Here is a 22887-nt window from a genome sequence, read left to right on the forward strand (position 1 = left end):
CTCACGATCCCGCGCATTCCTCGATCGAGAGGCGCGGGATGCCGAGCCGTACCGATAGAAGCCTTGCGCGGTGTCCAGGCGTCGCCATTCGCGTCGGATGACTGAAATGTCTCAAGATCTCGGAGGTTAGGTAGCTGCGTCAGAGCGGTCCAGCGCCGGTTCGCTCGGCACGGCGACGGTGAGCGGTCACCCAGAAGCCACACACGGCACAGCGACTGGCCCGCGCGCCGCCAGCCCTCGCTCGACGTCACTGATTGAATGCGCAGCGTCATGATCTGAGTCGCTTGGCGCGTGTCGGTGTCCGCCAGCCGCAACCTCGAGATGACGTCTTGATCGGGGCCAGGAGCGAGTCCGCGGCGCGGCGATGCGTCGAGGTGCACGATCGCCGCGCCGGACGGCAGGTCGGCCCGCCGTTCTGATGCCTGAATCGGTAGCCCGGCGGTGCCGGGGAAGAAGTCGCAGGCGCGTCCGTTGGGTGGTCGCTGCTGGGTCTGCCAGGGCAAGCGTCGCCGCGAGCAGCAGGCAGCATTCCGTACCGTCCGGCCTGGAAGGCCAACGCTCTCCGGTCAGTCGCTGAGCACGTCGCCCTCGCGGTTGCCGAAGACCTGGTTTTCGCCCGAGGGATCCAGCGGAGAGCCCTTGAGCATGATCCCTGCGCTGCTACCGAAGATCGTGTTTTCGGCGATGTCGACATCGCCGTCCACGTCGACGTAGATGCCGTATCTCCCGTTCTCGCCGATGACGTTGTCGCGGACGGCCGTCCGCATCGACTCGCTGACCAGCCGGACACCGTCTTGCTGGTTGCCGCGGATCTGGTTGCGCTCGACGACGTTGCCCTGCGCGGTCTGCCCGACCCCGATCCCGGACTCGTCGTTGTCGTAGACGCGGTTGCCGCGGACCGTGTTGTCGGAGGACTCGTTGATGTTGATGCCCTGTGCAGTGTTGCCGAACGAGTCGTTGTTCTCGATCAGGTTCCGATCCGATCGAAGGTAGAGCACGATCCCGTGGTGCTTGTTCGCATAAACGACGTTGTTGCGGACGACGCTGTCTGTGACGTCTTCGGCGAGGATGATCCCGTGTTTACCGTTGTTGTATACGGTGTTTCGCTCGATCACCAGGTTGCGTGATCCGGTGTGCGGGTCGACGCCGTACAGGACGTTGTCGTGGAACTCGTTGTCCGCCACGACCAGGCCGCTGACCTCGTAGCTGTAGAGCCCGAAGTAGTTATGGGATACGTCGCTGTTGGTGATCTTGCCGTTGGTTCCGTCGGTGCGCCACGAAAGTCCGTAGGATTCAACGTCCGCGCTGCCGAGGAAGCGCAGCTCGGCGCGCTCGATCGCCATCTGCGCTCCGTCGCGCGCGAGCAGGTAGCCCCGGCCGTCGGCATACTCGGTGTCGACGCGATCTTGTGCCACGTCCCAGGAGGTGATGCAGCTGCCATTGATGTCGAGAGTTCCGCCGAGTGCCTTGAGGGACGCGTTACGACTACCCTCGCTAGCCAGTTTGAGCCAGCTCACGGCCGGAGCGGTGATCAATAGGGTTGCGCCGGGCATGATGACGAGGTCGGCGTCGAGCAGCCACTCACCCGGGGCGACCTCGCGGAGGGCGGCCGGGTCTCCCACGGCTTCCGCCACCGCCGGGAGCGTCGCCTGATCCCCGGCGACGAGCTCGATGGTGTTCGCTGCGCGGTCGAAGCGAGCGCCGACGCCGGAGGGCGCAGAGTCAGGCGGTCCTTGCGCCGGCGCCTGCCGGCTGCACGGCCGCGTTGGGTCGACGGGGTCGGCGGCAGCGACCTCGCGCCGGTCGAGGGGCTCTGGGGCGGGAGCCGAGCAGGCGGTAGCCGCGAGCGAGAACGCGACTGCCAGAACGATGAGCGTGGCCCCACGGAGCATGCCGTGGCCGGACGCGCCCGTGTACCGAGTCTTCATGGTCTCCCGTTCGATTTCCTCGGTCACGCGGGGACCGGAAAGCAGGGATTGGGGATGTCGGGTTGGATCCTGTTCTCGATGAAGATCCCGTGCCAGGTGAGGAACACGAGCAGCGCCCAGATCCGACGGCTGTGATCGGCGCGGCCGTCTTTGTGGGCGTCGAGCAGGCGCTGAGCGTTTCCGAGGTCGATGAGGTGATCGGCCTGGGAGTCGCGGACCAAGCCACGTGCCCAGCTGTACATCTCGCCGCGTAGCCAGTGGCGAATCGGGACAGGGAAGCCGAGCTTCGGACGATGTAGCACGTGCGGCGGGACGATGCCGTCGAGCGCTCTGCGCAGGCCGTACTTGGTCGTCCCGTGTGCGAGCTTCAGGTCGGGCGGGAGCGTGGAGGCCACGGCGAACACCTCGGGGTCGAGGAACGGCACGCGCAGCTCGAGCGAGTTCGCCATCGTCATCTTGTCGGCCTTGACGAGAATGTCGCCGCGCAACCAGGTGAAGAGGTCCACGTGCTGCATCCGCGCCACGGGATCCCAGCCCGTCGACTGGTCGTAGTAGTCGCCAGTCACGTCGATGTGCGAAAGCCACGGGTCGTGCCGGCGCAACACGCCGGCGAGCTCGTCGTTGCGGAAGACCCTCGCGTTCCCGTAGTAGCGCTGCTCGATCGGAAGCGCGCCGCGGCGGAGGAGGTCCTTACCGCGCATCCCGTCCGGGAGGTGGGCGGCCGTGCGGCCGATCAACCTCCGCAACACGCCTGGGATCCTCTCAAAGGGCGCGAGCGACAGGGGCTCGTGGTATATCGCGTAGCCGCCGAACAGCTCGTCCGCGCCCTCCCCGGAGAGCACGACCTTGACGTGCCGGCGCGCCTCGCGGGCGAGGAACCACAGTGGCACGAGCGCCGGATCAGCAACCGGGTCGTCGAGGTACCAGACGATCCGCGGCAACTCGGTCATCACCTCGTCCGCAGTCACGGTGCGTACCACGTGCTCGACCCCGATCGCTGCCGCGGTCTCCGAGGCGACGTCGACCTCCGAGTACCCCGGCTGCTCGAACCCCGCGGTGAACGTGATCAGGTCCGGGTTGTGGTGCTTGGCGAGCGCGGCGATCGCGGTGGAGTCGATGCCGCCCGAGAGGAACGCGCCGACGGTGACGTCGGCTCGCATGTGCTTCGCGACCGAGTCCCGCAATGCGTCAGCAATGCGGCTGGGAGCAGCAGCTGTCGGAGTGCCGATCTCGCCGCGGAACACCGGCCGGAAGTAGCGCTCGTGCTCGACCGGGCCGCCAGGGCGGACGGTGACGTGCGTTCCGGACTCGACCCGACGGATCGCGCGGTGCATCGTTGCCGGCTCGGGGACGTACTGGAGGAGCAAGTAGTGCTGCAGCGACTCGGGGTCGAGGTCGGTGGTCGGCCCCGCCATGCCCAGCACAGGCGCAATCTCCAGCAGGCTCTTCTTCTCACTCGCGAACGCCACGCCTGCCGGCCCCGTGGCGAGGTAGAGGGGCTTGATCCCGAACGGGTCGCGGGCCCCGAACAGGACTCGCTCATGTGCGTCCCAGATCAGGAACGCGAACATGCCCCGCAGCCGTCCGACGGCTGCGGAGCCCCAGTGGTGGTAAGCAGCCACGACAGCCTCGGTGTCGCCGCCCGTGGCGAACGCAGCGCCGTGCCGCGCCGCCAGCTCGGCGCGCAACTCGAGGTAGTTGTAGACCTCGCCATTGAAGACGATCGTGTAGCGGCCCGGTTGATCAGGTGGGCTGTACTGCAGCGGCTGGTGGGAGTGCTCGAGATCGATGATCGAGAGCCGGTTGAACCCGAACGCAGCATCGGCATCGTGCCAGGTGCCGCTTTCGTCGGGCCCACGGTGGCGCGCGCATCTCATCGCGTTGGCGATCGTTGAAGCACGTGTTTCGGCATCGCTCGCAGCAGCAAGTAGTCCGACTAGTCCGCACATGGGACCAATCCCTTCGAGGATGAATGCGGCCGACGAGTCGGCGGCGTCCAGCACATGGCGCTGCGTGGACTGATCGCAGGCGTGCGTGATCGCGACGCGCTCGACGGCCTGTTGATCGCAGGGCAGCGGCGTACCTGCGAGATCCGGCGCTCGGAGCGTCAGCTATCGCGGAATACGCCGAGACGCGAGTCGGGGCCGAAGGGGCGAAGTCGGAACGTCGCAGAACCGCACAGGGCCAACTACGCGGAAGCACCGCGTTGTCCATCCGTGGTCGGATGGCGCTTGCCGTGTTCCACGGCGTTGTCTAGACCTGCTGCGTTCGTCCTTGGTTCAGCCGGCGACTCGTGAAGGGACGGGTGGTCCCCGCCGCAGGACTTGTGGTGCTGGAGACCAGCAGACGGCGAGGCCCTTAGGGCACGTGGTTCCGACTCGCACCGGCGACGGAGGGTCGAACGACGAGGTGAGAAGTCGGAGCCAACGTGAGAACGGCTGCAGCGCGGCGAGTAGGAGGAACGCCTGCTCGGCTCCTACCAGCGCGGCAACCAGGAGCGCGGTGAGCAGCAGGTGAACGCCACTGATCGAGAAGTCGGTGGCCGCATGGCCCAGATCCGGGCCGTGCGCCGCGGATTCGGCGGGAAGGAGCCGGGAAACGGCATGCAACGTGGGCTGAGCGACAAGTGCGCCGCTGAGGCAGGAGAGGATGATCCCCTGCCGGCCCGCAGAACGCACGCGCACCACACCGATGAGGGCGACGACGACCGCGAGGGTCGCGAAGCGCACTGGATCATCGCCGGTCACTAGGTGGGCGATGACGGCGACGGCAACTGTCACGCCGGCGGCGAAGGCTGCAGCCGCGTGCTCGGACCCGACGGTGCTGGGCCAGTGGAACATCCAACACCTCCTCCCGCCGGGCGAGCAACGGAAACCGACCCTACCGGACAGGGTCTGCACCAGGTGTCCACTGAGCCAGTGGGATGGGTGTGCCCCAGTGCTGCTGCGTCAACTGCCTGGTCCGGCGTTCCGGGCCGGGCGGGCCTCGAACACGAGGTCGAGGACACCGATCGCCGCGCGACGCGCAGCTGATCAACTCGGGCCGTGTCTCGCCACTGGTGGTCGGCGCGGCCCGGGGCCACATCGCTACGGGCTCGACATCGCCAACCGCGTCGGACAGCTATGTCATCGCCGCGCGGTTCTCTCAGCGCCGCTTCAACTACGTACCTGCATAGTAGGTCTACGTCTCGGGCGGCCGTCGCTCTGAGGAGCCCGTGTGACCGGAAGGGTGTGTCAACCGTGCCTGAGCGCGCCGCCCCTTCCCGCGACGGTGCTCCCTCGCGGCGGGTCTCCGGGCTCTTCCGCGGCTGGCGGACCCCACAGCATCGGGACGGTCTGGCTCTCATCTTCAGCACCGGCCTCACGTCCGGCCTCGGCTTGGTCTTCTGGATCCTGGCCGCTCGGCTGTACGACCCGGCCACTGTCGGCCTGAACAGCGCGCTCCTGTCGTCGATGACGCTGCTGGGCGCGGCCGCGCAGCTCAACCTGGGCAACGCGCTGCTGCGTTTCGTCCCCGTGGCGGGCGGGCGCACCAGGGGATTGGTCGTGGCCTGTTACGCGGTTGCGATCGCGGCTGCCGCTGTGGCGGGCGCTGTGTTCGCCCTCGGCTCCTCGTGGTGGTCCCCGTTGCTGCACGCGGCGTTCGGAGCGTCCCACGGTGAGTCCCAGTTGCTCGCGTTCTTCGTGGTAAGCACACCGATCTGGACGATGTTCGTGATCCAGGACTACGTCCTGCCGGCGATCAAACGTGCCACCGTCGTGCCGCTGGAGAACCTCGCCTTCTCGGTGCTGAAGATCCTCTTCCTCGGTGGGGCGGCCGTGTTGGGGATGAGGAGCGGGATCGCCGTCGCCTGGGTCGGCGCGACCGCGCTGATCGTCCTGATCACCACCGTCTGGCTGGCACGCCTGCTCCCGCGCCGTTCGTCGGCTGACTCCGCGACCTCGGCCTTCGCGGTGCGCGACATCACCTCGTTCATCCGGGCCGACTACGCCGGTAGCGTGTTCCTGCAGGCCGCGGTGTTCGGTCTGCCGCTCGTCGTTCTGACCCGGCTCGGCGCGGAAGCGGCCGCCGTGTACGGCATCACGTGGCAGATCGCGTACGCGTTCTACCTCGTCGTCGACGGTATGGGTCAGTCGCTGGTCGCGCACGTGGCCGCGGACCCGGACCCGGACCGGCTGGAGACAGCTCGCCGCAGCATGATCGGCAAAGCGATGCTGCTGCTCGTCCCGGGCGTGCTCGTGTGTGCGGTGGTGGCATACCCGGTGCTGTCACTGTTCGGCCCGTTGTACGCCGATGAAGGTGGCCTGCTGCTCGTGCTGCTGGCTCTGTCCGCCATTCCCAACGCCATCACGTGGTCGACCGTATGGGCGGCCCGTGTTCGCCGCGACGGACGCGTCCTGTTCTGGCTGCCGGCCGCGATCACGACCGCGGTCATCGGCGGTAGCTGGTTCCTCATGCCCGTGTTGGGCATCGTCGGCACTGGGGTGGCATGGCTCGGTGTGCAGAGCGTCGCGGCCGCCGGCGTCCTGGTGGTGCGCGCGCGCCGCTGACCGCGGGTCTGGTGTGGCGATTGGCGGCGCCGGCCGCCACCGGACAACGCCTCCGCGACCTACCCATCACTCCCGACAAGCTCTTCGGCTCCAGCAGGTCGGACAGCCACCAGTGACGAAGGTCCTCATCCTCATCGGCGGGCGCGGTGCGGTCGGCCGTGAGACGGCGACCGCACTCGTACGCCGCTGGTTGCAGGGCGACGATCGGCGCGGCACGGGCACGACATCGGTCGCGAGTTCACCGAGGATATGAGGCCTCGTGCACCGCGTTGCGTACCTACTGCCGGAAACTGACATGCAGGTGATCGAAGTGCCCTCCGGTCGCCTCGTCGGGGTCGTAGACGCCACCCCCGTTATAGGGCCTGCCCCAACCGGTCGTCGTGTCTGGGCTGCCTGATGTCCAGATGCGTCCCTGCCAGATGACGTAGGAGACCTGCAGCGGGTCGGCATGGGTGCGGAACCAGTCGGCCAGTTGCCAACCCGCCGCCAGTTCGTCGCCTGCGGCGAAGTGGCCGGCTGTGCCGGGGAAGAAGTCGCAGGCCCGTCCCTTGGGGTGATCGCTGCTGGGGTTCCACTGGTGGGGGTCCCAGCAGCCGGTGGCCCGGATGAGGGATCCGCCCCGGTAGCCGCCGAACACGCGGTTGACTTCGTCGAGTGCATGTCGGGTTGCCCCGGTGAGGCACCCCTCGGAGGTGGGGTCGTCGTTCACGCAGCCTGCGGAGGGGCCGCTGTACGGTGCAGGCGCGGGGCCTCGCGCACCACCGCGGGGCGCGCAGACGTCGGTCGTCGCGAGCGAGGCGTCATCGTCGACGTCGGCCAGCAACTTGGCTGCGTGTTGCTCCCACTTGCTGTACGCGGTAGGGAAGGCCGAGCGCTGAACGGTCTGCGCAGCCCTCCACAGTGGCATCTCGGTCCAGCCCGGTACGGCGAGCAGTCGCCGGTAGAACTGCACCGCGGCGTACGTCGGGTCCGTGACCTGAGCGGGCGAGCCCCAGCCCTGGGAAGGACGTTGCTGGAACAACCCCAGTGAATCCCGGTCTCCGTAGTTGATGTTCCGGAGCCCGGACTCCTGCATTGCTGTCGCAAGCGCGATCCACTGTCCGCGCACGGGAACCTGCATCTGCCGACCGACCTTCACGATGATGGCCGCGTTGGTTCGCTGCTCGACGGTCGCCTCAGACGCCGTTCCTCCGGCGAGAGGCGAGGTCTCGTCGGAGATGCCGCAGCCGGCACGGTTGGCGAAGAGCCCGGCATTGGTGGATAGCCACAGTACGGTGTGGAAGGCGATCAAGCCGACCAACCCGATGAGGGCGAGAACGAACGCAACGATGGCGAGGCGGACTGCACCTCGACGCAGAGCGATGCCGGCGAACTCGAGGGAGTTCACGGGCTACCTGCGGTTGTGGTGACGAGCGGAGCCTCATGAGGACGGGACCGGCGTGGCACGCCGGTGGACGCTAGTTCGGTGAGGTGCCGCTCGTCATGCCGCCGAAGGAGGTACGGCAGGGCGGTGCTGCCCGCGCCCCGACTCGGCACGATGCCCATTGGGGCGTCATCCGGTTGCCTTCGATCACGGTCGCCGGCGAGTCGTACCCCGATGCTGCGTGCGCTCAGCATCTTCACAGGCCGGGAGGTGCAGACTTCTGGGCTTAGCATGGCAGGGTCTGGGTCCGGCACTTCGGATCGATCACCGGGTCCCGTCAGGCGACGACGCGGCAGGCGCAGGGACGACCGACACGGGGAGGCTGTGATGGCACCCTTCGTGGCTCCTGCCGCCCAACAGGTGCGTGATCCTCGCGTGGGGCACGGAGCCACCGGCGAGTGCGGAGGTCGGTTGCCGCTCGTGGTCGGGGCCGTGGTCACGCTGATCGCGGCCATCGCGTTCGACGTCCTCGCCGGCGAACATCCCACCCACACGCTCGGCCTCGCACTGGTGGCCCTCGCAGTGGCCGCATTGCGGCTGCGACTGGCCGATCGGCGGGAGGGCCTGTTCTCCGTCGTGTCGGGCGCGGTGGTGGTGCAGCCCGTGTTGCACGCAGTGACGAAGTTGGACGCCCCGCCCGGGCACCACGGATCGCACGGGCTGCTGCACGTGGTCGCCGCGGATGGCCCAGCGACGGCGATGCAGATCGCGGTATCCGTGGCGATCGTCGTCGTGGTGGCGACGAGCGGACAGCTCGCGCAGTTGCTTCTCACCGCGCTGGACCGGCCGGTCCAAATCGTCATCTGTGGTCCGCCCCCGGCGACCCGGATTCAGGTGTCGGTCCGCCTGTGCGCTCGGCGCCACGGGTCGATGCTGCGCTGGTGCGGGTGGAGTCTGCAGGCTGCACGACGTGGCCCTCCGGGGTGGCGCCCTTCCTTCCTGACACTCCTCCCGATCTAGTCCGGCCGGGGTCCGCTGCGGGCGATCCGTCGCGCGATCCGCCGTCTCGCAACGCGGAGGAGTCATCCATCCGCTTCGCGCACACCACGGCTGCGCTGTGCCTTCGGGCCGTGACTGCGTATCTCCGTAGGGAATTTAAGATGGCTCACGAAAGGACGTCGTCCTCGACGTCGGGCACCACAGGTGCATCGAAATCAATGGAGCTCCTCACAACGGCCGGATCGGGGCCGCGGCGAGTCCTCGTCACGGGCGCTCGCGGCTTCATCGGCCGCCATCTGGTCGACCGCCTCGTGACCGCAGGAGTGGAGGTGCATGCAACAACGCGGTCCGCCCCTCCGCGGCAGACCGGTGTCCGCTGGTCGCAGGTGGACCTCTCCGATCCGGAGGCCACGGCAGAAGTGGTCGGACGCTCGCAGCCCGACGTGATCGTCCACCTCGCCAGTCGCGCCGAGGGCGGCCGCGGACTGGAACTCGCGGTACCCATGATCCACGCCAATCTCCTCAGCGCGGTGAACGTCATGATCGCCGGGGCGGCGGTGCCGGGCTGCCGTCTGGTACTCACGGGCTCGGCGGAGGAACACAGCAACTTCGGGTCGGTGCGCGGGGCACGGTCCCCCTACGCGGCGTCGAAGGGCGCGGCGACGACTTTCGCGACGCTCTTCCACGACCTGGCGGATCTCCCGGTGGTAGTGCTGCGACTCGCCCTCGTTTATGGACCGGATGACCCGAACCGGAAGCGGCTCGTGCCCTACGTCATCGACAGCCTGCTCCGAGGTGTGCCGCCGCGCCTGAGCAGCGGACGCCGTCGTATCGACTGGGTCTTCATCGACGACGTGATCGACGCCGTCCTTGCGGCCGCCACCGAACCGGCAGCGCTCGGGCGCGTGCTGGACGTGGGCTCCGGCACCCTGGTGTCGATCCGCGATGCTGCGTCGATCATCGCTGACGTGATCGGGTCCGAGGTGCCTCCCGCCTTCGGTGAGGTACCAGATCGACTCGGGGACCACGATCTCGTCGCCGACCCGGATCTCGCGCGTCGCCTGCTCGGCTGGAGCGCCCGTACTGATCTCCGCACTGGGATCGAACGAACGGTGGCTTGGCACCTCGGCCGCGGCAACGAGTCGCGTCCGGTCGGTCGGCCCGCATCCGCTTAGGGCAAGTGAATCGATTCCCGACCGAGCACGGTCGTGTTCGGTTTTGCACGCACGTCCTGAATGATTGCTGAAGAGTGGTGATGGCACGTGCCCTCGATGAAGGCCTTGCGAGCCCGCGCACGCGGAGGATTACTGCGAGTTCTCGAAACCTGTGGAGTGCGCCAATCAGAGGCTGGTATCGCGACTGCCGCGCAACGGTACTGGGGTGAAGGGCACCGCGGTCGCAGTTCACACTGGGCGGGGACCGGAAGATTTGCACAGGGTGATCTGTGGGAAAGGATCGGCCGGCGTCATCTCGACATTATCCACCGCGCTTCCAAGCTGTTGGATGCTGCACCTGTCGCCGGGAGGGTCGTGGAGTGGGGGTGTGGCGGCGGTGCGAACGCCGTGAGCATCGCGCCGTTCGCTCGCGAGTTCATCGGCGTCGACGTCTCGGACGAGAGCCTGCGGGAGTGTGGTCGGCAGGTTGCTGCCCACTGCGACACGCCCTTCCTCCCAGTGCGAGTCGCCGTGGCGAACCCGGAGACGGCACTGCGCGACATCGAGGGGCCGTGCGATCTCTTCCTGTGTGTGTACGTCTTCGAGCTGATCCCGAGCCCGGCCTACGGCGAGCGCATCCTGCGGATCGCGTATGAGCTCCTCGCGCCGGGCGGGCTAGCGTTGATTCAGATCAAGTACGACACCGGATCGTGGCGGACCAGGCCGCGTCGGCTGTCCTACCGATTCAGTCCGGGCAACATGACCACGTACCCGATCCACGCCTTCTGGCAGCTGGCAACACGATGCGGGTTCGCGCCCGAGTACGTCGAGCTGGTCCCGCGGGACGAGGTTGACGAGCGGTACGCCTACTTCGTCCTCGTGAAGCCGCCGGCACCGCGGTAGCACGGACCTGTCTTGTCCCTGGCTCGTCGCGGCCTTCTACGCGAGGCTGCACGTCGCTGCCGATGAGGTCAGTGCCGGTCGGCTCAGTACCTATGTCGTTCCGTGACAATCCCACCACGTGACGTCACCTACCAGGGTTTGCGGCCGTTGAAGAGTCGCGAGCACAGGAAGGAGATGCGGGTGGGTAAGCACGTCTGGCGGAGGCCTCGCAGCGAGCGGACGAAGGAAGCGGGGTGGCCGGCGTGGGCCGTAACGGGTCTGGTGGTCGCGGGACTCGCGACGGGCGGTGTCGCGGTCGCCGCGCCCGGCGACCCGAGCGCCACGGTCGTCGCCGACGACGCCGTTCCGGGCACGCCCTGCTCGGCCGCGGCCGAAGCCTGCGTGGATCTCGGGACCCACACCGCGTGGTTGATCCGGGACGGGGAGGTCATCCGCGGCCCCGTGCCGTTCGCCGACGGCGACGTCGAGGACCCCACGCCGCGGGGCAGCTTCCGGGTGGAGTGGAAGGCGGAGCAGTGGACCAGCCGGGAGTACCTCACCCAGATGCCGTGGTCAGTGTTCTTCGCCCCCGGTGGGATCGCCTTCCACGAGGGGAGCCAGAGGACACCGTCGGCCGGCTGCGTGAAGCTCGGCCCGGAGGAGGCACATGCGTGGTTCGACTACCTGCAGGTGGGTGACGACGTCGAGGTCCGCTAGCAGCTGGCGCTGTCGGTAGCGTCCTCGCGTCGTCAGTGCCCCGAGACGCGCCCCGTCGGTTCCGGGCCCCTATGTACTGCGCGACCTGACCGACCGCACGAACAACCGGCCGGCATCGTCACTGCCGGTCATCGCACTGACGCTGCAAGGCGCGCCGGCGTCGCACTTCGCCGGCGAGCGCCGGTGCCAGGAGGGTGAAGCCGGCGAGCGCGACGAACGGCAGGTCGCCGAGCCGGGTGTAGGGGGTGAGCCCGGTGTACAGCGGCACGGTCTCGCGGAGCAGGCCGGGTGCTCCGAGCTCGGTCTGGGCCACCACTCGGCCGTCGGGCAGGACGACGGCGGAGTAGCCGGTGGGGGCGGACTGCAGGACGGCCCGGCCGAACTCGCGGGCGCGCAGGCGCGCCGCGGCGACCTCGATCGCCGGTACCTCCTCGGTGACGTAGGAGGCGGCGTTGGTCGGAACGAGGACGATCTCGCCCCCGGCGAGGACGGCTTCGCGGACCCGGTCGGCGAACAGCACCTCGTACGAGATGACGACGCCGAGGGCGCCGACCGGGGAGTCGAGCAGGGCCACGCCCTCGCCGACGATGGCGTCGCGGGGGACGAGCGCGGTCAGGTCGGTGACGCGCTCGAGCAACGCGCGGCCGGGAATGTACTCACCGAAGGGGACGCGGTGCTTCTTCTCGTACCGGTCGAGGAGCGTGCCGTCGGGCCCGTACAGGACCGCGACGTTACGGAATCCGGCGTCCTGCGACTCGGCGACCCCGACGACGACCGGGGCATCGAGCATGCGGGCGAGGTCCGCGACCCGGCTTTCGGCGGCGGAGCCGGCGATGGAGCCGGGAACGCTGATCACGGCCTCCGGGAACAGCACGAGGTCGGGCGACCCGGTGATCTGCTCCGCCACCGCGTACTGCCGGTCGGTTGTGTCCTGCGGGTTCGTGAAGACCGCACGCAGTCCGCGGGGGCCTCCGCCCTGTACGACGTCGGCGTCGAGGCTGCCGGTCGGTGTGGTCGTGACGGCCGACCCGGCGGCGAGCGGGGCGCCTACGACGACGGCGGCGATCCCGACGGAGACCAGCCGGCGGCTGCCCCGGGTGAGGAACACCGCCGCGAGCCCGACACCCGCGGTCGCCGCGAGGGCGGTCACCAGCAGGGAGCCGCCCAGCGGCGCGGCGAGGGCGAACGGCCCGTCGAGTTGGCTGAGCACGAGCGAGGGCAGCGGGAACCCGCCGAAGGGGAACCGGGCCTGGGCTGCGTCTAGGAGTACCAGAGCCACCGGCAAGCCCCACCAGCCGCCGGACCACCGCCCGATGCCGGCGGTGGGGACCAGCGCAACGGCAACCGCGAGCATGGCTGCCTCGAGCAGCGCGACGCCGACGTAGCCAGGCACGGCGAACCCGGTCAGCCACGCCAAGGTCCAGGCGTACAGGACGAGGCCGGTGAGCCCGCCGAGCACCAGCCGGGCCCGCAGTCTTCTGCCGTGCAGCGCGATCGTCAGCGCGGCGACCCCGGCCGGCAGCAGCGGCCACCAGCTCCGCGGCGGTGCGGCCAGCGCCCACGCGGCGCCGGCCGCCACCGCCAGGCTGACTGCCGCGGGAAGCGGTACGGCGGGCCGGGCGGCGCGTCGGTCGGATGCCTGGCGAGGTGCGGCGTCGTCGATCACCGATTGCTCTCCGCGGATGTCCGTCTCCTCACAACGTCCATGAGTAGCTTTCCGTCCCGGATGGTGCGCTCACCGCGCGGCCAGGTGGCGCTGCACCGTCAGCGCGACCGCGTCGGGGCTGGCGAACACGACGGGCGGGTTCACCCGCTGGACCGACCCATCGGCCCGCACCACGTACGTGGTCGGAATGGCGAAGGGCACCTGCAGCGCCGCCCACAGCTCCCCGTCGGTGTCGGCCACCGACGGGAAAGTCGCGTCGAGGTCGGCCAGCAGCCCCAGAGCGGCGGTGGCGTCGTCGCGGATGTCGATGCCGATCACGGGTACCGCGCCCGGCCGGGCCGCGTAGGCGTCGAGGACCGGGATCTCCTCGCGGCAGGGTGTACACCAGGAGGCCCAGACGTTGAGCAGTGCGGGGCGGCCGGCGAGCGCCGCGGCCAGATCCACCTCGGCGTGTGAGCCCAGGCACGGGACGGTGATCCCCACCAGGGGGCCCGCGGCCGGGGGCGCGCCGGGCGCCGGCGTCGGACACGGTGCGAGCCCGGCCCGGGCCCGGAGCGGGGCCAGTTCCTCGTCCGGCGGCATGGTCATGACCGCCCTGCCGGCGTCGACCGTCCACGGGAGGACCCGTCCGCCCGGTTCGGTCTCCTGGCCGCCCCGCGGCCAGAGCGCGACCACACCGGCGACGGCGAGCACCGCGACGACCGCGGTCCAGCGGGCCTCCGACGAGCGCAGCAGGGTGCGCATCAGCCGCCTCCCACGACGGGTGCGCCGGGGGCCGGCTGGACCCCGACGTCGGTGCGGGACTCCGGCCGCTTGCCGGCGAGCACGGCGTCCAGCGCGCCGGCCAGCAATGGGTAGGTGGACGCACCAGTGATCTTGGCCACGATCACGCCGGAGCGGTCGATCACGAAGGTCTCGGGAACCCCGAACAGGCCGAACTCCAGTGCGGCCCGCGATCCCGGGTCGGTGACGTAGCGGTAGTCGTCCCCGCCGCGACCCATCTCGTCGAGGAACGCCACGGCGGACTCCTTTCCGTCCTGGTAGTCGATGCCGACGAAGGTGACGCCTGCGTCGCGGTACTGCTCGGCGGCCGCGAGCAGCGCCGGGTGCTCCTCCCGGCACGCGACGCACCATGACGCCCAGAAGTTGACCACGACGATCTGCCCGCCCAGGCCCGCGAGCGAGACCTGACCCGGCCCTTCGAGCTCGGGGAGCACGACGTCGGGGGCCGGTCGGCCGATCAGTGGGCTGTCGACCAGCGTCGGGTCGGTGTTCAGTCGCATCCCGAACACTGCCCCGATCCCGATGGCGACGACCGCGATCACGATTGCGCCCACCTTCGCCGCCCGGCGACGCCGCGGCGGGGTGGGTGCCCACACGTCGCTCATCCCGAACCTCCTGCACGTTGCGCGGCGACGGTGGAGAGCTGCTCGACCTGCGTCCGCTCCTCCGGGGTCAGATCGCGCCGGGCCAGCTCCTGCAGGGTGGCGCGGGCCCCCGCCGGGTCGTCGATTCCGTTGAGCTGGATGTTCGCCTTGGACCACAGGGCCCGGACGAGGGTGGGATCGATGGCGAGGGCCTCGTTCGCGGCGGTCAAGGCCTCCTGCGGCTGGCCGGCCTGCAGCAGCAGCCAACTCAGCCCGGCGAGGCCCTCGGCGTTGCGGGGTTCACGCCGCAGCGCCTCCAGGTAGTGGCGCACGGCGCGGCTGTACTCGCCTTGCGCGACGTAGCGGTCGGCCAGGGCGAGGCGCATCCCGACGACCTCGGGGTTGGCCGCGACGACCTGTTCGAGTTGCTCGTCGGTGACGGCGGCCGACGGGTCGAGCGGCGGGGCATCACCCAGGACGGCTTCGTTCCCGGTGACGAAACCCCCTGCCGGTCGCTGGAGCACGGAGGTGGGCAGCAGGACTACGGCGGCCACCAGCGCGACGATGCCGGCCAACAAGTAGGCCAGTGACCAGCCGCGCGGGCGGGACCGCGGAACCGCTGCCGCTTCCCCATCGGTCCCCAGCGCGTCCACCATTTCCAGGGTGCGGCCGGCCGTGGTCTCGTAGCGACGGCGCAGTGCGCGGGCGTTGGCGTCGCTGATCTCGCCGGCGGCCACCTGCGCGTCGAGTTCGACGATGTCGCGCACGGCCTGGTCGGCCAGCTGGCGCAAGTGCGCCTGCCTGCCGGTCACGGTTCGTCCCCGTCGCCGGTCCCGGTCGCCCGCGCACGGGCCACGGCGTCCTCGACCCGGCTCCGCTCGCGGTCGCTGAGTTCGACGGCCGGTGCGTGGAGGTGGCGCACCCGGGCCAGCACCACGGCGGCGCCGAGCGCGGCCACGGCGAGCGGCACCAGCCAGAGCGGCAGTGTGCTGCCCCGCGTCGGCGGGTCGAGGAGCACCCAGTCGCCGTAGCGGGCGCGGAAGAAGTCCGTGATCTCGCGGTCGGTGCGCCCGGCCGCCACCTGTTCGGCGACGACCTGCCGCATCGCCGTTGCCATCTCGGACGGGGATTCGGCGATCGACACGCTCTTGCACACCGGGCAGCGCAGCCGCTCGGCGAGCTCCTGGGCACGGTCGGGGTCCGGGCGGGTCGCGGTCGCCAGCGCGATGACCGTGACCGCGAGCAGGCCCAGAATCGTGAGCGCGACGGCGAGGGAACCCGTGCGCCGCAAGCGCCGCCGCTCAGGCATCGGAACCTACCTCCGCCCGCGGCTCCTCCCGGCGGGCCGCCGCGCGTCTGCCCCGCCAGGGGTTGCCGAGGGCCCAGAACCCACCGGCCGCGACGAGCGCGCCTGCGACCCACAGCCACACCATCAGCGGGTAGCGGGAGAGGTTCAGCGTCACCCGGTCCGGGTCGAGACTGCCCAGGGCCACGTAGACGTCCTGGCCCGGGGTCGACCAGACGGACGGGTTGCCCACTGCCTGCGTCTGACCGGGGAAGGAGTTGAGCCCGGGTTCCGCCACCCGGACGACCTCGCCGCCGGCCCGCAGCACGATGTGGGCGTCGGTGACGAACCGATCGGGCTGCTGGTGCTCCTCCGTCCGCTCGAACGTCACGGAGTAGCCGGCGAAGTCGGCGGACTGGCCGAGGTCGAGGGTGACGGTGGCGCGCTCGGCGAGGGCGCCGGAAACGGCGATGACCACGGCGGTGAGCGCGACCCCGAGGTGGGCCAGCTGCCCGCCCCAGTAGCCGCGCTGCCCGCGCAGCAGCCGCCAGACCCCGGCCGGTGTGCGGGCGGGCGCGGTGACGAGCAGCTGGCGCACGGTGGATGCGGCGATGCCGGCCGCGATGCCGACGACCACCACGACGCCGGGCGACAGGACGCCGGCGGCCACGACCGCGGCGGCGGCCGCACTGGCCACCAGCAGCGGGATCCGCAGCCGACCCCACAGCACCGCCCCGCTCGCCCGCCGGTACGGGGTAACCGGTCCGACACCCATGGCGAGCAGCAGTGCGAAGCTCAGCGGCACCGCCATCCGGTCGAAGAACGGTCGCCCGACCGAGAGCTGCTGGCCGGTCACGGCCTCGACGAAGATCGGGTAGGTCGTGCCCAGCAGCACGACGAACGCGAACAGGCTCAGCAGCAGGTTGTTGATCAGGAACACACCTTCCCGGCTGGCGAGGGACTCGGGCCGGGACAGGGAGGCGACCCGCTCGGCGCGCAGCACGATAAGGGTGAAGCCTGCGGCGACGACGAGGACGAAGAAGGTGAGCAACGCCGGGCCGACCCCGGACTGGCTGAAGCTGTGCACCGAGACGACCACCGAGGAGCGGGTGAGGAACGTCCCGAGGACCGTCAGCGAGAAGGTGGCCAGCGCCAGCACGAAGTTCCAGGCCTGGAGCATCCCGCGGCGGACCTGCACGACAGCGGAGTGGATGAACGCCGTGGCGACCAGCCACGGGATGAGCGCTGCGTTCTCTACCGGATCCCAGGCCCAGTACCCGCCCCAACCGAGGACCTCGTAGGACCACCAGGCGCCGAGCACGAGACCGCCGGTGAGGAAGCTCCAGGCCACGAGGTTGGCCCGCCGGGTGCGGCGCAGCCACTCGACACCGCCCTCGCGCAGCAGCAGCGCCGACATCGCGAACGCGAACGGCACGGTGAAACCGACGTAGCCCATGTACAGCATCGGGGGGTGGAAGGCGACCATCACGTGGTCGCGGAGGATCGGGTTCGCGCCCGGTCCGTCCGCGGGCGGGTTGGCGAGGATCTCGAACGGGTTGGCGGCGAGCACGACCATCCCGAAGAAGAACGCGGCGACCAGCCCGAGCACGCCCAGCGCACCGGTGCCGAGCCGGTCGGCGGTCCCGGGCACCTGCCGCATCACCACCGCGGTGAAACCGGCCAGCACCAGCACCCAGAGCACCATGCTGCCCTCGAGCGCGGCCCACGCACTGGTGATCGTGAAGAACAGCGGAGTGGCCCGCGAATGGGTCTCGGCGACGTAGGAGACCGCGAAGTTGTCGGTGAGCAGCGCCACCTCCAGCGAAACCATCGCCAGCGCGGCGCCGCCGAGCATGCACCACACCGCGGCCTGAAGCTGGCGGCGGCGCACGGCATCGGGGCGTCGCTGGGCGTACAGGCCGAGCACGGCGAGCACGATCGAGCCGGCGAGGCCGAGCATCGCGCCCGACCAGCCGGCGGCCGGCACTGCGGTGGTCATGGCGCCTGACCCTCGGGAGGGCGGTAGTTCTCGTCGTGCTTGACCTTCATCGTGTCCGAGACGAAATCGCTGCCACGCCAGGAGCCCTCCAGCACCACCCCGATCCCGTCTCCGAACAGCTGGGCCGGGGCGCCTCGGAACTGCACCGGGATCGTCGTGCCGCCACGCCCGGATGCCGAGGCGACCACGAACCGCACTCCGTCGGCCGTCGGCGTGACGGTGCCTTCCGCGACGAGCCCACCGAGCTGGAACCGGCGGCCGTCGGCGTACTCGGCGCGCTGCGCGACCGCCTCGGCCGGCTCGAGGTAGTAGACCAGGTTGCGGTTGAGGTTGCCGAAGGTCAGCAGGCCGACGAGCACCGCCACCACACCGAGGACCGCGACCGCGAGCATCCGGTACCGGGTGAGCGCGCGCGGGGCTGTCTGGCTCACTGCGAGTCCTCCGCCCGCCGGCGGAGCACGGTCATCCGATGCACCAGCGCCGTAACGTAGCCGGCCAGCGCCGTGCCCGTCGTCGCGTAGCCGAGGATCACCCACGCCCACTCAGACATCCCGTCCCTCCCGTCGTGGGGCGGTCACCGCGGCGCCGGCCACCGGCCGCGGCAGGCGCTCGTCGGCTGCATCGAGCGCGTCCGCCGCTGCCTGCAGCCGGGCGCGGGCCCGCACGAGCAGCGCGTACAGCAGCGTGAACGCGACGACATCGAGCAGCAGGACGGCGAGCATCGTGTGATCGATGCTCGGGTCGCCCGGCTGGAGCACGGTGGGTGGCTGGTGCAGGGTGCGCCACCACACCACCGAGAAGTGCACCAGCGGCACCTGCGCGAAAGCCACCACACCGAACACTGCGGAGCGGCGGGCGCGCAGCTGCAGGTCGGAGGTAGCGCGGCGCAGGGCGAGGTAGCCGAGGTAGACGAAGAACAGCAGGGCGGTCGTGACGAGCCGCGCGTCCCAGGTCCACCACACCCCCCAGGTGGGCTTGCCCCAGATCGAGCCGAGCGCGATCGCGAGGCCCGTGAAGAACACCCCGACCTCCGCGCTCGCCGCAGCGAGGCGGTCGAGGCCCGGCCTGCGCCGCCACAGCCAGCCGATGCTCGCCGCGAGCGTGACCGCGTACCCGAGGTAGGCCGTCCACGCTGCCGGGACGTGCACGTACATCAACCGGACCAGATCGCCCTGCAGGTAGTCCGGCGGTGAGAGCATCGCGGCCGCCAAGCCGACGGCGCCGGCCAGCCCGGCGACGACCGGGAGCCGGCGCCCGAACGCGGTCCCGGGCGAGACCCTCAGATCGGTCCCTGTCATGTCAGGTCCTCCAGGTAACGGACACACCACGCGGCGAGCAGCGCCGCGACGAGGTCGACGGTGACGACGAGCACCAGCCACGGCCACGGCGCGCGCCCGAACTGCGCGGCCCGCTGGACGCTCGTCGCGCCGATCAGCAGCGGAACCGCGACCGGCGCCACGAGCAGCGGTCCGAGCGTGGTGCGCCCCGCGACCCCCACGGCGAGCGCGTCGACCAGGGCGCCGAGCACCGCCAACCCGGCGGCGACGAGCACGAACACCGGCAGCAGCCAGGACCAGCCCGTCGGGTCCGGGTCGTAGAGCACCAGCGCCACGGGGGCCAGCAGGAGTTGGAACCCGAGCAGGAGCACGCCGTTCGCCATGGCACGCCCGGCGAGTCGAACCCGCGGGCTCACCCCGGCGAGCCGCAGCACGGCCAGCTGCGGCGGCGTGTCCACGGCGCTCGCGCGGAGCGTCACCAGCACCCCGAACAGCAGCACGACCAGCCAATACAACGCCGGTCCGAGTGCGCGCAGCAGCGGTGTGTCGACGCCCACGGCGAGCGGGGCGAGCAGCAGCGCGACCGCCCCGAAGGGGGCCGTCACCAGTAGCGCCTCGCCTGCCCGCAGCTCCAGCCGTAGGTCCTTCCGGGCGAGCGTCAGGGCCTGTGTCAGCGGCGGTACCGCAGCGGCCCTCATGACGCCCGGCCTGTCGTCGCGCTCGTACCGGCCACCCGCTCCGCGCGTCCGTCGTTGATCCGCACCATGCGGTCGACGACACCGGTCAGCCGGTCCGGTTCGTGGGAGACGAGCACGCACGCGCCGCCGCGGCCGCGGACGCTCGCCACGACGTCGTCCACGAGCCCGACGGCGTCGCGATCCAGGCCCGCGTGGATCTCGTCGAGCAGCAGCAGGGCCGGTCGTGTCAGGAGCACCCGGGCCAGTTCGGCCCGCCGTTGCATGCCCTGCGAGCAGCGCTCGGCCCTCCGCTGAGCGGCGCCCCCGAGCCCGACGGTGTCCAGGGCCCGGTCGACCGCCCGGTCCTCGCGCCCGGTGAGTCGGGCGACAAACCGGAGGTTCTCGGCCAACGACAGCTGCGGGTACAGCGAGGGCAGGTGACCGATCAGGGCGATCGCGGGCCGCGCAGCGCCGGCTCCAGGGCTTCCGTGCTCCCGGCCCAGGATCTCGGCGCGTCCCGCCGTCGGCCTGACCAGCGTGGCCAGCAGGTGCAGGAATGTGGTCTTCCCCGACCCGTTCGCACCGAGCACCCCGAGTGCCTCGCCGGCACCCACCCGCAGGTCGAGATCGCGCAGCACCGGCGTGCGGCCCAGCGTCACCGCGACCCGATCCAGGCGGACGAGGCACCCGTTGGATTCGCGGTCGGCGCAGCCGAGGTCGGCGGGCCGATGGGTGGGCAGCCCACTCTGCGGCATGTCGTCCCTCGCTCGTCGCTCTCCGGTCGAACCCTGCATACATACGCCGTGTCTACGTACTGCGCTACTCAGTACTATGCGCTGTAGAAGATCCGGGCGGCCACTCGGGTCCCGCATGCGGGAAGGACGGGCTCGTGGAGCTGTTCGCCCTGATGTCGCTCGCCGTCGTGGCGGGAGCGGTCTCGTTCAGCTCCCCGTGCGTCTTGCCGCTGCTACCCGGGTACGTGTCCTACGTCTCCGGCCTGGGAGATGCAGGCCGTCCAGGCGGCGGTGCGGTCGAGCGACGTCAGGTGGCGCTCGGATCCGCGCTGTTCGTCGCCGGGTTCGCGGTCGTCCTCACCACCCTGGGCGCCACCGCCTCGGCCGTGGGCCTGCTGCTGCGCCGGCACCTCGACGTCATCAACCTCGTCGGCGGCGCCATCGTGATCGCACTGGGCCTGACCCTGATCGGACTGCTCCGGATCCCCGCGCTGCAGCGGCAGGTACGTGCCGACCTCTCCCGCATCGGGGCGGGCCCGGGCAGTGCGTTCCCCCTCGGGGTCGCGTTCGCCTTCGGTTGGACGCCGTGCGTGGGCCCGGTGCTCGCCTCCATCCTCACCACCGCGGCGAACGCGGCGAACGTCGGGCGCGGTGCCCTGCTGCTGCTGGCCTACGCCCTCGGCGTCGGCGCACCGTTCCTGGTCCTGGCCCGCGCCGTGGCCCGCGGGCAGGACCGCCTCGGCTGGTTGCGGCGCAACTCCCGCCGGCTCGAGATCGCCGGGGGAGTGGCGTTGGTCGTCACCGGGGTGCTGATGATGACCGGGGGCTGGACCGTGCTGATGAGCGGGATGCTCGCGTTCTACGCCCGGCTGGGGTGGCCTCCGATCTGACGAGTCCGTTGTCGCCTCGGCCACCTGCGGTCCGTGACGAGGCGCCGGATGCGACACTGCGGACACCACCGGCAGGAGCGCAGCACGCATGCCCGATCGGTCATCGACCAAGCACAACGAGCCCCCATCTCGGCGCAGCGTGCACGCGGTCCTGGTCATCGCGCCCATCGGGTGCTGGTCGTCCGGCCTGGCTCTCGACGTCGCGTCGTTGCTCAGCGCCGATCCGGCGCTCCTGGTTCGGGTCGGGACCTGGTCGACCGGCGCCGGGCTGGTCGGCGCGGTCGTCGCCGGGATCGCCGGGATGGTCGCGGCGGCCCCGATCCCGAACGGCACCGTGGCGCAGCGCAAGGTGCTGGCGCACATGGGCCTGGTCATGGGCCTGCTCGTGCTCTACGCCTTCGGGCTGATCCTCAGGGTTGCGGTCCAGGTGGGTGGACCTGCGGCGCCCTCGACGCTGGCGATCTCTGCCGCCGGCGTCCTGCTCGTCGGCATCACCGGCTGGACGGGGAGAGGGATAAGGCGAAGCCGGCCGTTCGGCGGGGGTGAGCGGCGGCCGGAGGCGGCAGGGGACGGAACCCGCGTAAGGCGCTCAGCGTAGGGAACCGCAGCAGTCGGATAGATCTGGGTTCGTGAACGCGTCGTTCGGCCCAACCACGGTTCCACTGCGCCGCGGAGACCCGAGCCCGCGGATCTGCCGCCGCAGAAGCACGTCGTCGTCCTCGCCGCGGTGATGGTGCCTTCAGTTCGCTGACGCGCCGTCGGTTCGGCACCGGAACCGCTGGACCTGGACACCGTCGCGGGTGACGCTCCCTCCCATGTCCACCCAGCCAGTGCGAGCGTAGAAGGCTGCGGCACCTGAGGACCCGGTCACTGTCACGAGTTCGGCGGCGGGCGTACCCGCAGCCGCACATCGGTGGAGGAACTCCGTGACGAGTGCGCTGCCGACGCCGGAACCGCGCAGGCTTGGCACGATCACGATCGCAGTCAGATCGGCGGTTCGGGTGCCCTGTCCCCGAAGCGAGCGCCCTTCTGCGTTTCGGAGCCGGCCCAGATAGGGACGAAGCCGCGTCCGCAGGAATCGGGTGAGCACGCCTGGCCGCAGCGCCAAAGCGAGCGCGCCGCGGAAGAGAAGTGCCCTGCGGTGCCGGGTGACCAGCTCCCGAAGGAACGCCGCTCGGTCGGTCGCGCCGATCAGGAAGCCGACGATCTCCTCGCCGCTGTCTCCGTCGCGTCGTACCGCGGAGAGAGCCACGGCAACTGGACTCTCCTGGTATGCGCGATGCCAGCGTCCGACGAACCACGGCCCCAAGCGGGGAAACAGACCCATCCGCAGCTCTCGGATGTGGAGGCGGGCAGTGATCGGGAGATCGCAAGGGCGCGAGTCGCGGATGGTGTACAG

Annotated in this window: 23 protein-coding genes; 7 read left to right on the forward strand and 16 right to left on the reverse strand. The window is 70.4% G+C overall.

The genetic code is table 11. The features are described from left to right. Positions 1-566: 566 nt before the first annotated feature. The 3 genes from CFP66_RS23430 to CFP66_RS23440 form a co-directional block, all read right to left on the reverse strand. Positions 567-1955, reverse strand: coding sequence for a right-handed parallel beta-helix repeat-containing protein (locus CFP66_RS23430; RefSeq protein ID WP_094927274.1), 1389 nt, complete (start codon positions 1953-1955; stop codon positions 567-569). Beyond that, positions 1952-3877 carry an asparagine synthase (glutamine-hydrolyzing) gene (asnB, locus tag CFP66_RS23435; RefSeq protein WP_094927275.1) on the reverse strand — a complete coding sequence of 642 codons (1926 nt, stop codon included), beginning with the start codon at positions 3875-3877 and terminating at the stop codon, positions 1952-1954. Before asnB ends, CFP66_RS23430 begins: the two co-directional genes overlap by 4 nt. A 330-nt stretch (positions 3878-4207) precedes the next feature. Next, positions 4208-4768, reverse strand: a complete 561-nt coding sequence (locus tag CFP66_RS23440) for a hypothetical protein (RefSeq protein ID WP_094927276.1) — start codon at positions 4766-4768, stop codon at positions 4208-4210. Positions 4769-5167: 399 nt separating this feature from the next. Here CFP66_RS23440 and CFP66_RS23445 point away from each other — a divergent pair, with 399 nt between their 5' ends. After that, positions 5168-6478: a lipopolysaccharide biosynthesis protein gene (locus CFP66_RS23445; protein ID WP_094927277.1), complete on the forward strand. Its 1311-nt coding sequence runs from the start codon at positions 5168-5170 to the stop codon at positions 6476-6478. A 277-nt stretch (positions 6479-6755) separates the two neighbouring features. On the opposite strand, the gene CFP66_RS23450 is transcribed toward CFP66_RS23445, so the two are convergent. Next, on the reverse strand, positions 6756-7865 hold the full coding sequence (locus tag CFP66_RS23450) for a hypothetical protein (RefSeq protein WP_094927278.1): 1110 nt from the start codon (positions 7863-7865) through the stop codon (positions 6756-6758). A gap of 363 nt (positions 7866-8228) precedes the next feature. Between CFP66_RS23450 and CFP66_RS23455 the strand changes: the two genes are divergently transcribed. The 4 genes from CFP66_RS23455 to CFP66_RS23470 all read left to right on the forward strand — a co-directional run bounded on the left by CFP66_RS23455 (position 8229) and on the right by CFP66_RS23470 (position 11593). Next, a complete protein-coding gene (locus CFP66_RS23455; RefSeq protein WP_143517354.1) occupies positions 8229-8861 on the forward strand; it encodes a hypothetical protein in 633 nt (210 codons plus the stop codon). A 197-nt stretch (positions 8862-9058) separates the two neighbouring features. Beyond that, complete coding sequence (locus CFP66_RS23460; protein WP_233159663.1) at positions 9059-10015, forward strand: NAD(P)-dependent oxidoreductase; 957 nt, start codon at positions 9059-9061, stop codon at positions 10013-10015. Between the two features lie 96 nt (positions 10016-10111). Continuing rightward, positions 10112-10897 carry a bifunctional 2-polyprenyl-6-hydroxyphenol methylase/3-demethylubiquinol 3-O-methyltransferase UbiG gene (locus tag CFP66_RS23465; protein ID WP_094927371.1) on the forward strand — a complete coding sequence of 262 codons (786 nt, stop codon included), beginning with the start codon at positions 10112-10114 and terminating at the stop codon, positions 10895-10897. A 174-nt stretch (positions 10898-11071) separates the two neighbouring features. Beyond that, positions 11072-11593 (forward strand): L,D-transpeptidase, encoded by a 522-nt coding sequence (locus CFP66_RS23470; RefSeq protein WP_094927281.1) that lies wholly within the window; start codon positions 11072-11074, stop codon positions 11591-11593. A 118-nt stretch (positions 11594-11711) separates the two neighbouring features. On the opposite strand, the gene lnt is transcribed toward CFP66_RS23470, so the two are convergent. The 11 genes from lnt to ccmA form a co-directional block, all read right to left on the reverse strand. Continuing rightward, the gene (lnt, locus tag CFP66_RS23475; RefSeq protein WP_198961621.1) at positions 11712-13259 is read right to left on the reverse strand and encodes an apolipoprotein N-acyltransferase; all 1548 of its coding nucleotides are present in this window, start codon (positions 13257-13259) and stop codon (positions 11712-11714) included. Positions 13260-13328: 69 nt separating this feature from the next. Next, positions 13329-14003, reverse strand: coding sequence for a TlpA disulfide reductase family protein (locus tag CFP66_RS23480; protein WP_233159648.1), 675 nt, complete (start codon positions 14001-14003; stop codon positions 13329-13331). Continuing rightward, positions 14003-14647, reverse strand: coding sequence for a redoxin family protein (locus CFP66_RS23485; protein ID WP_094927282.1), 645 nt, complete (start codon positions 14645-14647; stop codon positions 14003-14005). Before CFP66_RS23485 ends, CFP66_RS23480 begins: the two co-directional genes overlap by 1 nt. Next, entirely contained in the window at positions 14644-15438 is a 795-nt protein-coding gene (locus CFP66_RS23490) for a tetratricopeptide repeat protein (protein WP_094927283.1), read from the reverse strand. Before CFP66_RS23490 ends, CFP66_RS23485 begins: the two co-directional genes overlap by 4 nt. Further along, positions 15435-15935 (reverse strand): cytochrome c-type biogenesis protein, encoded by a 501-nt coding sequence (locus CFP66_RS23495; protein WP_094927284.1) that lies wholly within the window; start codon positions 15933-15935, stop codon positions 15435-15437. The genes CFP66_RS23490 and CFP66_RS23495 overlap by 4 nt, the downstream gene beginning before the upstream one ends. Next, positions 15928-17910, reverse strand: a complete 1983-nt coding sequence (locus tag CFP66_RS23500) for a heme lyase CcmF/NrfE family subunit (RefSeq protein WP_094927285.1) — start codon at positions 17908-17910, stop codon at positions 15928-15930. The genes CFP66_RS23495 and CFP66_RS23500 overlap by 8 nt, the downstream gene beginning before the upstream one ends. Continuing rightward, positions 17907-18341 carry a cytochrome c maturation protein CcmE gene (locus CFP66_RS23505; protein WP_233159649.1) on the reverse strand — a complete coding sequence of 145 codons (435 nt, stop codon included), beginning with the start codon at positions 18339-18341 and terminating at the stop codon, positions 17907-17909. The genes CFP66_RS23500 and CFP66_RS23505 overlap by 4 nt, the downstream gene beginning before the upstream one ends. Next, the gene (locus CFP66_RS49985; RefSeq protein WP_255413886.1) at positions 18338-18460 is read right to left on the reverse strand and encodes a hypothetical protein; all 123 of its coding nucleotides are present in this window, start codon (positions 18458-18460) and stop codon (positions 18338-18340) included. Before CFP66_RS49985 ends, CFP66_RS23505 begins: the two co-directional genes overlap by 4 nt. Continuing rightward, on the reverse strand, positions 18453-19208 hold the full coding sequence (gene ccsA, locus CFP66_RS23510; RefSeq protein ID WP_094927286.1) for a cytochrome c biogenesis protein CcsA: 756 nt from the start codon (positions 19206-19208) through the stop codon (positions 18453-18455). The genes CFP66_RS49985 and ccsA overlap by 8 nt, the downstream gene beginning before the upstream one ends. Further along, positions 19205-19885: a heme exporter protein CcmB gene (locus CFP66_RS23515; protein ID WP_094927287.1), complete on the reverse strand. Its 681-nt coding sequence runs from the start codon at positions 19883-19885 to the stop codon at positions 19205-19207. Before CFP66_RS23515 ends, ccsA begins: the two co-directional genes overlap by 4 nt. Then, positions 19882-20619, reverse strand: coding sequence for a heme ABC exporter ATP-binding protein CcmA (gene ccmA / locus CFP66_RS23520; RefSeq protein ID WP_094927288.1), 738 nt, complete (start codon positions 20617-20619; stop codon positions 19882-19884). Before ccmA ends, CFP66_RS23515 begins: the two co-directional genes overlap by 4 nt. A 134-nt stretch (positions 20620-20753) precedes the next feature. Between ccmA and CFP66_RS23525 the strand changes: the two genes are divergently transcribed. After that, positions 20754-21488: a cytochrome c biogenesis CcdA family protein gene (locus CFP66_RS23525; RefSeq protein WP_094927289.1), complete on the forward strand. Its 735-nt coding sequence runs from the start codon at positions 20754-20756 to the stop codon at positions 21486-21488. A gap of 88 nt (positions 21489-21576) precedes the next feature. After that, positions 21577-22086 carry a DUF2231 domain-containing protein gene (locus tag CFP66_RS23530; protein ID WP_094927290.1) on the forward strand — a complete coding sequence of 170 codons (510 nt, stop codon included), beginning with the start codon at positions 21577-21579 and terminating at the stop codon, positions 22084-22086. 141 nt (positions 22087-22227) lie between these two features. On the opposite strand, the gene CFP66_RS23535 is transcribed toward CFP66_RS23530, so the two are convergent. Beyond that, positions 22228-22740, reverse strand: a complete 513-nt coding sequence (locus CFP66_RS23535) for an N-acetyltransferase (RefSeq protein ID WP_158228180.1) — start codon at positions 22738-22740, stop codon at positions 22228-22230. Positions 22741-22887: the final 147 nt, after the last annotated feature.

Origin of the sequence: Pseudonocardia sp. MH-G8 (assembly GCF_002262885.1) — a bacterium.
GTDB lineage: Bacteria > Actinomycetota > Actinomycetes > Mycobacteriales > Pseudonocardiaceae > Pseudonocardia.

Bases quoted from the DNA above. Each gene is read 5' to 3' on its own strand.
- CFP66_RS23500 (WP_094927285.1), bottom strand. From the start codon at position 17,910: ATGACCACCGCAGTGCCGGCCGCCGGCTGGTCGGGCGCGATGCTCGGC.
- CFP66_RS23480 (WP_233159648.1), bottom strand. From the start codon at position 14,003: ATGCGCACCCTGCTGCGCTCGTCGGAGGCCCGCTGGACCGCGGTCGTC.
- CFP66_RS23495 (WP_094927284.1), bottom strand. From the start codon at position 15,935: ATGCCTGAGCGGCGGCGCTTGCGGCGCACGGGTTCCCTCGCCGTCGCG.
- CFP66_RS23455 (WP_143517354.1), top strand. From the start codon at position 8,229: ATGGCACCCTTCGTGGCTCCTGCCGCCCAACAGGTGCGTGATCCTCGC.
- asnB (WP_094927275.1), bottom strand. From the start codon at position 3,877: ATGTGCGGACTAGTCGGACTACTTGCTGCTGCGAGCGATGCCGAAACA.
- CFP66_RS23470 (WP_094927281.1), top strand. From the start codon at position 11,072: ATGCGGGTGGGTAAGCACGTCTGGCGGAGGCCTCGCAGCGAGCGGACG.
- CFP66_RS23485 (WP_094927282.1), bottom strand. From the start codon at position 14,647: ATGAGCGACGTGTGGGCACCCACCCCGCCGCGGCGTCGCCGGGCGGCG.
- CFP66_RS23440 (WP_094927276.1), bottom strand. From the start codon at position 4,768: ATGTTCCACTGGCCCAGCACCGTCGGGTCCGAGCACGCGGCTGCAGCC.
- ccsA (WP_094927286.1), bottom strand. From the start codon at position 19,208: ATGACAGGGACCGATCTGAGGGTCTCGCCCGGGACCGCGTTCGGGCGC.
- CFP66_RS23530 (WP_094927290.1), top strand. From the start codon at position 21,577: ATGCCCGATCGGTCATCGACCAAGCACAACGAGCCCCCATCTCGGCGC.
- CFP66_RS23460 (WP_233159663.1), top strand. From the start codon at position 9,059: ATGGAGCTCCTCACAACGGCCGGATCGGGGCCGCGGCGAGTCCTCGTC.
- CFP66_RS23515 (WP_094927287.1), bottom strand. From the start codon at position 19,885: ATGAGGGCCGCTGCGGTACCGCCGCTGACACAGGCCCTGACGCTCGCC.
- CFP66_RS23465 (WP_094927371.1), top strand. From the start codon at position 10,112: ATGAAGGCCTTGCGAGCCCGCGCACGCGGAGGATTACTGCGAGTTCTC.
- CFP66_RS49985 (WP_255413886.1), bottom strand. From the start codon at position 18,460: ATGTCTGAGTGGGCGTGGGTGATCCTCGGCTACGCGACGACGGGCACG.
- ccmA (WP_094927288.1), bottom strand. From the start codon at position 20,619: ATGCCGCAGAGTGGGCTGCCCACCCATCGGCCCGCCGACCTCGGCTGC.